The sequence below is a fragment of the Pseudanabaena minima str. Chao 2107 genome, assembly GCF_051131155.1.
GTDB lineage: Bacteria > Cyanobacteriota > Cyanobacteriia > Pseudanabaenales > Pseudanabaenaceae > Pseudanabaena > Pseudanabaena minima.
In genome coordinates this window covers 4,168,246-4,181,007 of the sequence record NZ_CP159508.1, presented here as the reverse complement: position 1 = coordinate 4,181,007, position 12,762 = coordinate 4,168,246, and the positions used below count along the sequence as shown (strand labels likewise).

Annotated in this window: 12 protein-coding genes; 7 read left to right on the top strand and 5 right to left on the bottom strand. The window is 39.5% G+C overall.

Features of this window, described 5'->3' with window-relative positions; translation table 11 throughout:
• The first annotated feature begins 174 nt into the window (after positions 1-174).
• Positions 175-2,109, top strand: a complete 1,935-nt coding sequence (locus ABM313_RS19010) for a protein kinase domain-containing protein (protein ID WP_434684707.1) — start codon at positions 175-177, stop codon at positions 2,107-2,109.
• 66 nt (positions 2,110-2,175) lie between these two features.
• On the opposite strand, the gene ABM313_RS19005 is transcribed toward ABM313_RS19010, so the two are convergent.
• The 4 genes from ABM313_RS19005 to ABM313_RS18990 all read right to left on the bottom strand — a co-directional run bounded on the left by ABM313_RS19005 (position 2,176) and on the right by ABM313_RS18990 (position 5,932).
• Positions 2,176-3,417, bottom strand: coding sequence for a tetratricopeptide repeat protein (locus ABM313_RS19005; RefSeq protein WP_434684706.1), 1,242 nt, complete (start codon positions 3,415-3,417; stop codon positions 2,176-2,178).
• A 403-nt stretch (positions 3,418-3,820) separates the two neighbouring features.
• The gene (locus ABM313_RS19000) at positions 3,821-4,522 is read right to left on the bottom strand and encodes a response regulator transcription factor (protein WP_434684705.1); all 702 of its coding nucleotides are present in this window, start codon (positions 4,520-4,522) and stop codon (positions 3,821-3,823) included.
• Positions 4,523-4,718: 196 nt separating this feature from the next.
• The gene (locus ABM313_RS18995; protein WP_434684704.1) at positions 4,719-5,303 is read right to left on the bottom strand and encodes a type IV pilin-like G/H family protein; all 585 of its coding nucleotides are present in this window, start codon (positions 5,301-5,303) and stop codon (positions 4,719-4,721) included.
• Between the two features lie 173 nt (positions 5,304-5,476).
• Positions 5,477-5,932 (bottom strand): ubiquinol-cytochrome c reductase iron-sulfur subunit, encoded by a 456-nt coding sequence (locus ABM313_RS18990; RefSeq protein ID WP_434684703.1) that lies wholly within the window; start codon positions 5,930-5,932, stop codon positions 5,477-5,479.
• A 192-nt stretch (positions 5,933-6,124) separates the two neighbouring features.
• Here ABM313_RS18990 and ABM313_RS18985 point away from each other — a divergent pair, with 192 nt between their 5' ends.
• The 3 genes from ABM313_RS18985 to ABM313_RS18975 all read left to right on the top strand — a co-directional run bounded on the left by ABM313_RS18985 (position 6,125) and on the right by ABM313_RS18975 (position 9,499).
• On the top strand, positions 6,125-7,684 hold the full coding sequence (locus ABM313_RS18985; protein WP_434684702.1) for an ATP-binding protein: 1,560 nt from the start codon (positions 6,125-6,127) through the stop codon (positions 7,682-7,684).
• Between the two features lie 176 nt (positions 7,685-7,860).
• Positions 7,861-8,379 carry a chemotaxis protein CheW gene (locus tag ABM313_RS18980; RefSeq protein ID WP_434684701.1) on the top strand — a complete coding sequence of 173 codons (519 nt, stop codon included), beginning with the start codon at positions 7,861-7,863 and terminating at the stop codon, positions 8,377-8,379.
• 112 nt (positions 8,380-8,491) lie between these two features.
• Positions 8,492-9,499 carry a late competence development ComFB family protein gene (locus ABM313_RS18975; RefSeq protein WP_434684700.1) on the top strand — a complete coding sequence of 336 codons (1,008 nt, stop codon included), beginning with the start codon at positions 8,492-8,494 and terminating at the stop codon, positions 9,497-9,499.
• A gap of 41 nt (positions 9,500-9,540) precedes the next feature.
• Here the strand turns inward: ABM313_RS18975 and ABM313_RS18970 are convergent, their stop codons facing one another.
• Positions 9,541-9,912, bottom strand: a complete 372-nt coding sequence (locus ABM313_RS18970) for a ferredoxin-thioredoxin reductase catalytic domain-containing protein (protein ID WP_434684699.1) — start codon at positions 9,910-9,912, stop codon at positions 9,541-9,543.
• Between the two features lie 454 nt (positions 9,913-10,366).
• Between ABM313_RS18970 and ABM313_RS18965 the strand changes: the two genes are divergently transcribed.
• The 3 genes from ABM313_RS18965 to ABM313_RS18955 all read left to right on the top strand — a co-directional run bounded on the left by ABM313_RS18965 (position 10,367) and on the right by ABM313_RS18955 (position 12,762).
• On the top strand, positions 10,367-11,014 hold the full coding sequence (locus ABM313_RS18965; RefSeq protein ID WP_434684698.1) for a hypothetical protein: 648 nt from the start codon (positions 10,367-10,369) through the stop codon (positions 11,012-11,014).
• A gap of 114 nt (positions 11,015-11,128) precedes the next feature.
• On the top strand, positions 11,129-12,127 hold the full coding sequence (gene trpS, locus ABM313_RS18960) for a tryptophan--tRNA ligase (protein ID WP_434684697.1): 999 nt from the start codon (positions 11,129-11,131) through the stop codon (positions 12,125-12,127).
• A gap of 89 nt (positions 12,128-12,216) precedes the next feature.
• Entirely contained in the window at positions 12,217-12,762 is a 546-nt protein-coding gene (locus tag ABM313_RS18955) for a hypothetical protein (RefSeq protein ID WP_434684696.1), read from the top strand.

The window sequence follows — 12,762 nt, the reverse complement described above, 5'->3', positions numbered from 1 at the left end:
CTGAGGAAGCAAAGCGTTAAATAATCTAAGTTGTACCGCTAATTCCTCTTGCTATATGGAACTAAATATACCGAATACTTACTAAATGTATGTCTTGCTCTAGCTTTACTAGACTCGTATCTGCTATGTTTGTATAACCTAATGTGTCCTCAGATTAAGCTATGCATGAAAACTATGCTAGGAAAAATTCTTGTAAGTCGTTACAAAATTTGTGAAGAATTAGGGCGTGGTGGCTTTGGGCAAACTTTTATTGCTGAGGATATACATCTACCTGGTCATCCTAAATGTGTGATCAAGCAACTCAAGCCTAAGGATACTCGTTCGTTTGTTTTAGAATCTGCCCGAAAGCTATTTGATCGTGAAGCTCAGACTCTTTACAAACTAGGCAAACATAGTCAAATTCCTGCACTCTTAGCTCATTTTGAGGAAGAAAATGAATTTTATTTAGCACAAGAAATGATTGAAGGAGTTGTACTCAGTCAGGAAATAACCCCTGGCAAAAAATTAAGTGAATCCTTCACTTTTTGGCTATTAGAAGAAGTACTGCAAACTTTAGAATTTGTACATCAACAAAATGTAATCCATCGTGACATTAAGCCTTCTAATCTGATTAAACGTGCTTCCGATGGAAAAGTTGTCCTGATTGACTTTGGGGCAGTCAAGGAAACTAGCATACACACAATTAGTCATCAAGGATATACAAGCTTTACGCTCACAATTGGCTCTCCTGGATATATGCCCGATGAGCAAGCTAATGGAAGACCTAAGTTTGCTAGTGATATCTATGCAACAGGAATGATGTGTATTCATGCCCTCACGGGGGTAACACCTAGCCAAATGCCCGAAGATCAAAAAACAGGGGAGATTATTTGGCGCGATCTTGTTCCTAATATTAATTCTGAACTTGCTGACTTTTTGGATAAGATGACTCGTCCTCATTTTTCACAGCGTTTTCAAAATGGAACTGAGGCTTTAGCGGCTTTACAAAATCTACAAAGACCAAGTGCTTTTGACTCAACCATTATTCCCGCCAAATCGTCTGAGTCAGCGAGCCCATCTATCGATGCATCAAACTCAACTATAGTTAGCGCAGATCTAGAGACGATCTCGCCGTCAGTACCTACATCTATACAATCTACAGATCTGCCTTCAACAGTATTATTACCAACCGAAAAAGAGGAAGATGATATTGCGACATATCTAGTAGAACCAATTAATTCATCACAACAACGTAAAAAGTATCCTTATGTTGCAATTGGGTTGGTTGTTATAATGTCGATCGCCTCAATCTTAAGTTATTTATTTTGGCAACAATCTGAAGCTAAGCGCCTTGCAGCAAATATAGAAGAAATTCGGAGGTTCAAGGCAGAAGGTAAATATAAGGAATGTATTGATCTCACCAAGGCGATCGCTCCCAGCGCGAATGATTCTGTGACTATACAAGGAATCCAGAAAGAATGCCTCAACGGATTAAGTGAGATTGAGGGAAAATCACAATTACTACAGGCTCAGAATTTGGCAAAGGACAGCAAGTTTAAAGAAGCTCTGGCGATCGCTACCAAAATTAATCCCAGTAGTTCTGTGTATCCAGATTCTCAGAAATTAATTGAGCAATGGTCACAACGACTTTTAGATATTGCTACGAAAAAATATCAAGATGAAGGTAAGTTAAAAGAGGCGATCGCATTACTACAGGAAATTCCTCTCGATACGCCTACAGGGAAAAAAATCACTGTACTTACAAATGAATGGCAGATGCAATTTGAAAAAGAGAATAAAGCTTTAGAATTGGCAAAAACAGCTTTATCTCAAGGGCGATGGAATGATGCGATCGTAGAATCCAATAAAGTGAAATTATCGTTTTTAAGAATTAAGGCTACGGATATTGCAAATCAAGCAAAAGCAGAAATAACTGCCGAAAATTCGGGTGTTTCTACTTTTACAAATACTAGTACAGTAAACACAGCAGAACCATCTGTTAAAGTAGAGCAGTTTGTAAAACCAGAGCCATCTGTCACAGCTAATCCACCAATCACAACTAACCCACCTGTTAACCCATCTTCTTCAACTCAAAATGATTCTGATGGCTTAACTACAGGTAGCAGATAGATTTTTAGGTAGTAGGGGTAAAGATAGGCGGCGCTTCGCGCCGCCTATCTTTACCTATTCAGCATTTTACTCTTTTTGCTCACTCAATAACTTATCGCGGAGTTTGATAGCTTCAGGATATTCTGGATTTAGCTCAATCGCCTTGTTAACTGCCTCAAGAGATTCTTTATTTCTGTTTAGCCTTGCTAATGTCAATCCTAAACCGAACCATGAATTATACACATCCAGATCTTTGTCGATTTTTACCCAATCATTATCAACCTTAGTCATCAAAGAATAAGAATCTAACTTTATAGCTTGTTTAAATGACTCTGCGGCTTCTAAAAATTTCTTATCCCTAAAAAGAGTTACACCCTTAAGATGCCAAACTCTAGAGATTCTAACTCTTGAAATCTCTGCCTCACTCAAATCAAAAGGATTAATCCTTAGATTAATATCACCACTTTGTTTTAGAATTTTTTCAAGAATGAGTAGAACTTCTTCATACCTTTCAAGGTCAATTAGAAATCTAGCTCTATGATACAAACGCAAGGGATTTGGCTTAAGAAGAATGGATTTATCAAGGGCATTAAGAGCTTCTTGATAAATCTTTTTGGCATCTTCTAGTTTTCCTAATCTATCAAGTACCATTCCCTGTTGTCGAAGTGCCAAACTTAGGTTATATAAATACTCAGAATTTCCAAACTGTCTTGGTAATCGAAGCGCTGTGTTATAAGCATCAATTGCCTCCTGATATCGATTTAGAGCATCTTGATCACGCCTTTGTTCCGTTTGATAATTACCTAACTCCCGTAAAGAATTACCTAACCAATTGAAGTAATCTCCATCATCAGAATTAAGCTTAACTGCCTTTTTGTAAGCATCTACTGCATCCTGATAGAAACCTCTTCTATACATTGATAGCCCTAGATTTTCCCAATAACTAGACCTATAGTGATTAAGTAAAATTGCCTGATGATAGGAGTTAGATGCCTCTAAATAACGTCCTAAATTACGGAGAGCATCACCACGTTTTTTCCAATTAGCAGGATCATTAGGCTGAAGTCGAGATGCTCTGTCATATTCTTCAAAATCTTGTCGATATCGCTCAAACTTAAAACTATCACTATCATTTTCATTCCCAATAGAAGCATCATTGCCTGATTGTGATAGCAGGAACTTTGACGAAGAGAGGGTTTGGGCTTGAGAAGATTGGATAAATTGACAAGAAATTACTGTGGCTAATCCTAGTTTTAAGAGTAGAGGACAAGATGCTTGCCATAGCACATGTAATGATGATTTAGACTTTTTGGGTGTAAATTTTTGCATTAGCTTAAAACTGAACTAACCGCCAAACTTGAGTAATACCAAAACTAACAATGGCATAGCCATTTTTAGTTTTAACAATCCCTACTGGGTGTGATTTTCGATTCACAAAAGTGTTTGCACACTTTCGTGAATTGGTATAGATGTCAATTAAAACATACGCATAAAAAATATATCAATCAGCAATAAATATCAGATATCTATAGCAGTCCTATATCATTTGTGGATTTTTTTGGTTTGTGGAAGGACACCCCATCGGGGTGTCCTTCCACAAACCATTTAGGATTGCTATAATTCCTTCTTTTACTGACTGAAAAACCGCATCTCAACGTAAAGGCAATTCATGAATGAATTGCCTTTACGTTTCGTTCTTTTGCATAAGTCCTAAGATAAATAAATCTCACAACTATGATGAATAAGCATCAATTAAGCCATGTTGCAGCGCATACCTTACCAATTCAGTACGACTGCTTGTGCCAGTTTTACTAAATAGCCGACTGACATATTTCTCTACATTCCGAATGGTTGTGCCAAGCCGCTTAGCAATTTCTTTATTCATCAGCCCTTCTACCACAAGCTCCAACACGCTCTGCTCCCTTGGTGTAAATTCAAGCTTGATTGGCGGTGGTGTTACATTGATCGCTGGTTTTTGTTTCAGCAACGCCTTGATTTCGGCAAGTTGTCCTGCTAGATCGGTGATTTCTGAGGTATTGCTATTTGCTGTAACCGCTTGGATTGCTCGACGGGCAATCAAATTTTCGGCGATCGCCACTAACTCATCAGGATCAAAAGGCTTGGACAAATAGGCATCACAACCCGCGTTATAGCCTTCGATGCGATCCTTGGTCATGCCCTTTGCCGTCAAAAACACCACAGGCAAATTTAAAAACCGCACATCTTCGCGCATTTGCTTCAGAAATTCATACCCACTCACCTGTGGCATCATGATGTCCGAAATCACTAGATCGGGCGTGGTCTGCTCTAGCAGTTGCCATGCATCCCTTGCATTGTTGGCAACTTGCACCGCAAAGCCACTGTCCTCAAGATAGGCTTGTACTGCCTCTCTTAGACCTGGTTCATCATCCACAAGCAGGATATGTCCTGACATAGTTATCCTTCAATAATGCTTTTATTCTGCGATCGCCATATTAACCAATATATAGCAATCCTACAGCAATTACCGATTAAACGAACCACAAGAGATTTTTTGAAAGTGTTGCGAAGCAACACTTTCAAAAAATCTCTGGGTTGGGGTTAGAGCGCAAAGTATTGTGAGCCATTTATGCGATTATTGCGATCGCCAGTTATTTAGCTGGAGAAGAACCTGTGGGACAAGTTGGTTTATCGGTCTCAGATTTAGGTGCAGTGATCCCTGTAGGAGGGGTTTTGGATGGTTTATCCGTGCCACAGACGATAAAAAGGGTTGTCTCGCTACCAGTATTGCCAACGACAAATACTGAGGCAGCAAAGCTTTTCACATTATCTTGTTTTGCAGTTGCGGTCATGGTGACTGACTTTGGCTGAGTGTCAGTGATTTGCAATAAATAATTATTGTCTTCAGCCTTGATTCCTAAAGCAAGATCATCAATAGTGCTACTAAACTTACCTTTTTCAATAAAGAAGGCTTGTTGCGCTCTCGACAGCGAACCCAAGTAAAGTCTGCCTGATGACTCGATCGCTTTTTCTTTCTCTCCAGAAAATGTGGTTGTTGGAGGGGTTGTTGCTGAAGGGGTGGGAGTTGCTGTTGGTGTAGTTGCAGTTGCTGTCGGTGCAGTAGGAGTAGTCGTAGCAACTGGAGTTGGTTGAGTGGCAGGAGTGGTATTACATGCTGATAGTAAAGCGATCGCCGCAGTCATCAAAAGTCCAGACTTAAAGTAGTTATTATGCATATTAAGTGTGTTCTAACTATAACTTTTATGATTTATGTAAGATATATTACTTGGATATGCAACTATAGCTACCATCTTTATCAGGACAAATCAAAATCCAAATAGTTTGAGGCGGCGCGAAGCGCCGCCTCAAACTATTTGCTAAAGACTCACTTTACAAACCCTTACAAAAATTATGTACTAACTAATACCTGATCTTTCTCAATCTTAGCCGCATAACGTGGAAGTGGTTTGTCGGCGGGACCTTGGCGAACAGCACCGTCAGCCGCAAATTTGGCATCATGGCAAGGACAAACAAATTCCTTATTCGACTGTTCCCATTTCACAGTACAGCCTTTGTGAGTACAGGTCGGATTAACTGCCAATAGTTTGTTTGCATCCTTTGGATCACGTACCACAGCAATTTTTTTGTCTGAGGATAGCAAACTACCATCTTTGTTCAGTTGAGCAACTGTACCGATCGCTTTAAAATTACCGCTAGGTGCAGCAGCAACACTTTCAGGTGCTGATGGCGGTGCTGATGCTGTGGGAGGAGCAGCTTCACTACATCCAACTAATGACGATGGCAGAAGGCTAGCTAGCCATCCTAAACCAAACCAAGAAAGTAACTTACGGCGATTCAGATTCATATGTTTTTCTGTGCGTTAGCTAAATATTTCAGAGCAAAGATTAACTCGGTATAGATATCTAGTATAACGATCGCCATTCAAGATTTTCCAATTGGATTACAGTACTTAGCTCTGCTATTACTCTTTTGGATTTTACATTCTAAGCAAAACTTGCCTTGCTATATACTTATGTTTGCTTAAGTTTGTAAGAGCATGAGTGATCTATTTACTATTGTCTTGATCGTCCTTGGTGGATTCGTGATGTTTCTTTCGATTAAAGAAACACAAAGGATCTTGTCCTTACTTCAAGACAATAAATATCGCAAGAGTTGGAATATATTGCGATCGCTGATGATTTTCTTTCTCTTCGGCTATTTGGGGGTATTGATATTATTCTCTTTGAGAATCCAATGGCTCATTCTCATTCTCACAGGAGTTATCTTCTTTTTTGGATCTTTGTTTGTCTATATGGTGGTCAAAGTTGGCTTCCTCAGTATTCAGGACTTGATTAAGACGAATATCTTAAGATTAGAGCTGCAACAACAAAAGGAAATATCAGAAGCGATCGCTCGAACTAAATCTGAGTTTTTAGCCACAATGAGTCATGAACTGCGTACCCCGATGAATGGTGTAATTGGTATGACTAATTTGTTGCTAAATACTGATCTAGAGTCAGAGCAACGCGAATATGTGGAAACAATCAATACCAGTGGTACGGCTCTATTAATGCTGATTAATGACATTTTAGATTTTTCCAAAATTGAATCAGAAAAAGTGGATTTAGAAGTAGAACCTTTTGAAATAAGAGAATGTATTGAAACTGTTCTTAGTTTAGTTTCCTTTATGACTAAGGAAAAATCTTTGAAAGTACAATACTTGATTGATCCTCAAGTTTCTCCGATGATTGCAGGAGATATCCACTATTTACAGCAGATTTTAGTCAATTTAGTGGGTAATGCAATTAAATTTACCTCTGTGGGCAAAGTCTCCATAGATGTCAGTAAGTATCAAGACAATCAACTTCTTTTTGCTGTAACAGATACTGGTATCGGCATTCCATCGCATAAATTAGACAAATTATTTCAACCATTTTCGCAAATAGATTCTTCCACAACTCGTAAGTTTGGTGGTACAGGTTTAGGTTTAGCTATTTGTAAAAAGCTGATCAACTTAATGGGGGGTGACATTTGGGTTGAGAGTGTTTTTGAGCAAGGTACAACCTTTCTGTTTACGATTCCCTATCACCCTGTTGAAGCGAAAAGATCTCCTAGTATAGAAATTGTTGATCATGTCTTAGACCTGGTTTTAGAGCCAGTTAAGATTTCCGAAAACAAAGCCTTGTTTAGTAAGATTCCCCAACTGGCTGAACAAATACCTCTCAAGATTTTGTTAGCTGAAGATAATCCTATCAATCAGAAACTAGCAAATCGTCTTTTTGAGAAAATGGGCTATGGTATTGATATTGCGGCAAACGGAATTGAAGTATTGGAAGCGATCCAAAAACAATCCTATGACTTTATCTTTATGGATGTGCAGATGCCAGAAATGGATGGATTAGAGGCTACTCGACAAATTCGCGCTTTAGAGCAAAGTGAGCAAACTGAATTATCTAATCTGGCTAAATCCATTCAAATTATTGCAATTACTGCTAATGCAATGCAGGAAGATCGCGAAAAATGTTTGGCAGCGGGGATGAATGATTTCATTTCCAAACCATTTAAAGTCGAGCAAATTCAAACTGCGATCGAAAAATGGGGACGTAAGCAGCCATAATGCTGTATACAAACGGTCTCAATGCTCGCTATACATACTTATACCAAAGAACAAAATAGCGTAGTTATTTTGTTCTTTGCAAACTCTTACTGGGTTTTTACTGGGTTTGATTTTTAATTCACAGAAGTGTGATCACACATTTGTGAGTTGGTATTAATGTTTACTAAAGTTGACATATGTCCATGCAAACACTTTTTGAGAGTGTCGATCGTTTTCAAGACTCAAAGATAGGCGCAAAGTCAGATTCAGACGTAAATACCTGTCTGAAATTCGTGATCGATCCACAAACCATCGGCTTACTTGAGAGTGAATTCACTCAAGAAGTTTTAACGATTAAGGCAACTCACATTATTCCTGTCCCAAATAAACCGTCTTGTATCTTAGGTATATTAAGCTGTCGTCGCCGTGTTTATTGGGCGATCGACTTAGCAATGCTCTTGGGATTGCAACCATTAGATCAAAATATTAGACTTTATGAAGTAATCTTGATATCAGCGCAGGAACTTTCCATTGCCTTGGTTGTGCCTAAAATTTTTGGGGTTGTAAATATTGCTAGTGATCAAATTGAGCAGAATATTAACTCAGTACCAGCAACACTTAGACCATATTTCAAAGGTTATATTAATGAAAGAGAAGAGCTTTTTTACCTGCTAAAAGCTGAAAGTATTATGCGGTCAACAATTTTACATTCTTAAATGGTTTGTGGAAGTGCAACCTGAAGGGCTACTCTGCTACAAACTTAGAAATGAGAAATGATTTGGAAATACTACATCGAACGCACTGATATATAAATATTCAGTCAATCCCATGGAATCTTGTCGCAACGTCCTACTTGAATTTGTTTATAGAGAAGCCAATTCCCAAATTCAGGGTTTAGGTAGTGGGATTAGGCATAAATATAATATTGATGAGGTCATTGCCTACGCATTAAATCGGTTACCACCAATGTTTGCCTCTACAGATGTCGGGTTGCAGCTAAAGAGACAAGAATGCATGGCGCTCCAATCTGATATTACTAAGGTAACTCGTCAAGCATTGTTAGGGGTGCGTCGCGATCCATTACGAGAGCCTCAACCACTAGAAGATATAGAGTTAGCTAATGCGCCCTATGCTTTGTTAGAAGCTCAAGATAACCTCGGTTGGAAAAGTCTGATGTGGTGTGATTTGCCCAAGGCTTTAGAAGAAAATCTAGAAAGTGCGATCGCTAAATTTAATTCTGGCAACTTATCGCCGCGTATTAGTAAATACGGAGCTTTAGGCAGAAGCTCAGTTAACTCTCAAATGTATCTAGGGAAGTCTACGCCAAAATATAGTGTTGCCCATGAATCTAAGCAAAAAGAATATGAAATTTATCTCCTCGAATCTAGATATCTCATTCATTCTCTGGAGCGACTGATCATTAGAATGGCGCAAAACCGAGCGCAAAGTTTTCCCAAATCTGATCTGCGTTTCATCCGTCTCGAAGATGTGTTGGCAAAAACTTTAAATCGGTTGCCACCACTGTACGCTACCTCTGCAAAAGGGCTTGCTCATTTGCGACATTACGCTCAAATGAATATTGGTTCAGAAGTTGCGATTATGGTGCATGAGTCGATGTTAGAAGTTCGTAATGCTAGTTATCAAAAAATCGATCCCTTGATGTTCTCTAAAATTCGTCATGAGAGAGAACAATCTCTGGCTAAAGTTAGCAAGTTACTGCTTGAGCGACCAGTAAAATGGCAAAATCTCCGTGAAGTCGTCTCAAAATCTCTGGAGCTTGCGAAATCTGGCAAAGTTTGTTGGGAGCGATCGCCGCATAATGCACTTAAACAATAAAGGTGGTGCTTTGCACCACCTTTATTGTTTAAGCATATTGTTTAGGCATCGTAGACAATTTCAACTACTTCTAGTTCTTGTTTTGTGCCAACAAAGGGATTGTCTTCAGTCAAAAACAACATACAGTGGCACTCTTTTCGCTCACGCATCGGTACGCAAGGACAGTTCCAGTAGGTATCTTTGACTTCTGCTTCCTTGTCTTCATAGTAGCGACAGGGACAGAGGGGAGATCCTAACTCTTCTTTGTGTTTAGCTAAGCCTTCAATAACGGCATTAGTAACACTAGGATCAACACAAAAAAATGTGCCTGTATTTTTTGCGTATTTTTCGGAAAACTTTCGCATTGCCTCAAAACTTTTAGAGGAAGCTTTATTTTTCCCACGATCTGACTCTGACTCTGGTTTAAGGGACATAAGCTAACAAAATTGCCAAGAAACTATTAGTTACTACCTATAGCATGAAACCGCTACACAGCCTGAACTAAAACCCAAGAGAGAGTTATGGCGTGAAGCGTCGTAACTCTCTCTTGGGTTTTAAGCCCCTGACTTGATTGGCTATAGCTATATAGCAATCCTAAATGGTTTGTGGAAGGACACCCCTTCGGGGTGTCCTTCCACAAACAAAAAAAATCCACAAATGATACAGGACTGCTATAGCAATGTAAGTTTTGCTTAGGACATAAAACCAAAAAGATGAGTGGCGGCGCGAAGCGCCGCCACTCATCTTTTTGGTTTTGATCTGTCCTAGCTATCTCGTGCGTTGCTATATAATTCATTTTGGCGTTTTTAGTCACAATAAACAAGAATTTTTGCTAAGGTAGAAGCAGCAAAATTAAAGCCTTGTCAGTAATGCCGTATAGGTAAGTGTATGGCGAGAAGAGTTAACTCTTATGTATGTATTGGTATGGCGATCGCGACAACATTTTTCAGTGCGATCGCCTATACTGCTGCGGTTAATGCAAATGAAAAGATAGGCAATGTAAGAACTTTGCCCAGTCTTCAAACAAGAGCGCGTCCACCATTACAGCCTGATACTTTACATATAGGCATGTTAGAGACGCAGTTTCTTAAATATGCTCAGGATAATAATTGGGCAGCGATCGCGACGATTCATCGTGATGAATATACTGTTCATAAGTTGCAACCAGGGGGCGAAGGCTTGTATGCCTTGCCTGATCGCAAGCTGGTTTATGTCAGAGGCTTTACGGCAAATATTTATTTTGAGCATGATCGCTTGGTGGGGATTAGATTAACTCCTGATAATCGCGATCGCCCATTAACTGCATCAGAACTATTAACCCTTGTGCGAGCTTGGTTTCCTGATGATGTACTGAGTGTTCTCTACCAAGTCGCGCCATCTGATCCGCGTAAAAGTATAGTCGAAACGCTAATTGGTACAATACCAAAAGCTTTTGAGCAGGATTTGGGGAAAGTTAGCTTGCCTTTTTGTCGAGCGATCGTTTTTCCCTCGCCTGTTCCTGTAAATACATTATCAACCTGTAACCCCAATACATAGAATGTGCGCGAAGCGTGCATTCTATGGTGTTATACATTATCAAGCTGTAATTTAAACTTGTAATTTAAAAATATATAGAGCGCAAAGCGTTCTCTGTATGATCTGAAAAATCCCATGCAAAAAAGAGTTCTATCTGGCGTACAACCGACTGGCAATCTGCACATTGGCAATTATTTGGGGGCAATTCGCAACTGGGTAGAGACTCAGGCTGATTACGAAAACTTCTTTTGTGTTGTCGATCTGCACGCGATTACTGTCCCTCACGATCCCAAAACCTTAGCTAGCAATACTCGTGACATTGCGGCGCTATATATCGCATGTGGCATTGATCCAAGTATTTCTACGATTTTTGTGCAATCCCATGTTTCGGCACATGCTGAACTCACATGGCTACTCAATTGCATCACGCCGCTTAACTGGTTGGAGCGGATGATCCAATTTAAAGAGAAGGCGATCAAGCAAGGAGAAAATGTGGGCGTGGGGCTGCTGGACTATCCTGTGCTAATGGCGGCGGATATTTTGTTATATCAAGCGGATCTAGTTCCTGTCGGCGAGGATCAGAAGCAGCATTTAGAATTGACGCGAGATATTGCAGGAAGATTTAACGATCAGTTTGCGCCAGTTTTGAAAGTGCCGAATCCTCTAATTCGCAAAGAAGGGGCGCGGGTGATGAGCCTCACCGATGGCACCAAGAAAATGTCGAAGTCTGATCCTTCGGAAATGAGTCGGATTCATATCCTAGATAAGCCTGATGAGATTGCCAAGAAAATCAAAAAGTGTAAAACCGATGCAGTGCGCGAGTTAGCTTTTGATGATAGCGATCGCCCTGAAGCAAATAATCTCCTTGGGCTATACGCAATTTTTGCGAATAAAACTAAGGAACAGGTACAAGCTGAGGCGGCAACATGGCGCGGTTGGGGTGATTTTAAGACTGTGTTAACTGATGCAGCGATCGCGCATCTCGATCCAATTCAAACTAAGTATGATGAAGTAGTCAAAGAGTCAGGATATCTTGATCGCGTATTAAAAGAAGGTCGCGAAAAAGCCTCTGAAACCGCTTTTAAAACCCTAAATGCTGTCAAAGAGGCAATGGGTTATCTACCGCCATTGTAAGTTTGCCAAAACACATTGGCAAGCATTGTAAATCAAGTCTAAATATAGCGTTTAGAAACCATCAAAAAACTTATTTACCCACCAAAATAATGTCAAATTCTAAACGAAATATATTAATATTATGGATACGAGCTAATTTATTTGCATTTGTCTTGCTAATAATACTTGTGCCATTAGGAATAGGCAGTATGTATGGAATAAGCTTGATACTTTTGGGTCGTCCTGATCTTTCTTCATTTATTGCTTCCACTATTTTTATTGCTTATTTCATCGTAGTCTCAATTATTCCGTTTGCTCAGTGGTTAATGCTAAGAAAACTTTTTGCTCGAGTAGGATGGTGGATACCAGCATCTGTTGGAGGGGCAATTATGGGTTGGCATTTTTTTTATATTACTAGCAATATTGTTGTTAATATGATTTCTGCTACTCTTCCAATCGGCTGTATGCAATGCTTGTGCATTTATCAGAGTTTTGAACAGAAAATCCGATGGGTGTTAGCTTCAACAATTGGTTTGTCATCGATTTTCATAATGGGATTTTATCGCTTAAATTTAGATTCTATCATTATTGGTGTGGCGATTTATATCTTGTTAACTGGGTTCTGTTTAACTAGGTGGGAACGTCCGAATTATTGA

Coding starts and splice junctions, on each gene's coding strand:
- ABM313_RS18980 (WP_434684701.1), top strand. CDS start 7,861: ATGTCCATGCAAACACTTTTTGAGAGTGTCGATCGTTTTCAAGACTCA.
- ABM313_RS19000 (WP_434684705.1), bottom strand. CDS start 4,522: ATGTCAGGACATATCCTGCTTGTGGATGATGAACCAGGTCTAAGAGAG.
- ABM313_RS19005 (WP_434684706.1), bottom strand. CDS start 3,417: ATGCAAAAATTTACACCCAAAAAGTCTAAATCATCATTACATGTGCTA.
- ABM313_RS18995 (WP_434684704.1), bottom strand. CDS start 5,303: ATGCATAATAACTACTTTAAGTCTGGACTTTTGATGACTGCGGCGATC.
- ABM313_RS18970 (WP_434684699.1), bottom strand. CDS start 9,912: ATGTCCCTTAAACCAGAGTCAGAGTCAGATCGTGGGAAAAATAAAGCT.
- trpS (WP_434684697.1), top strand. CDS start 11,129: ATGCAAAAAAGAGTTCTATCTGGCGTACAACCGACTGGCAATCTGCAC.
- ABM313_RS18990 (WP_434684703.1), bottom strand. CDS start 5,932: ATGAATCTGAATCGCCGTAAGTTACTTTCTTGGTTTGGTTTAGGATGG.
- ABM313_RS18985 (WP_434684702.1), top strand. CDS start 6,125: ATGAGTGATCTATTTACTATTGTCTTGATCGTCCTTGGTGGATTCGTG.
- ABM313_RS19010 (WP_434684707.1), top strand. CDS start 175: ATGCTAGGAAAAATTCTTGTAAGTCGTTACAAAATTTGTGAAGAATTA.
- ABM313_RS18975 (WP_434684700.1), top strand. CDS start 8,492: ATGGAATCTTGTCGCAACGTCCTACTTGAATTTGTTTATAGAGAAGCC.
- ABM313_RS18965 (WP_434684698.1), top strand. CDS start 10,367: ATGGCGAGAAGAGTTAACTCTTATGTATGTATTGGTATGGCGATCGCG.
- ABM313_RS18955 (WP_434684696.1), top strand. CDS start 12,217: ATGTCAAATTCTAAACGAAATATATTAATATTATGGATACGAGCTAAT.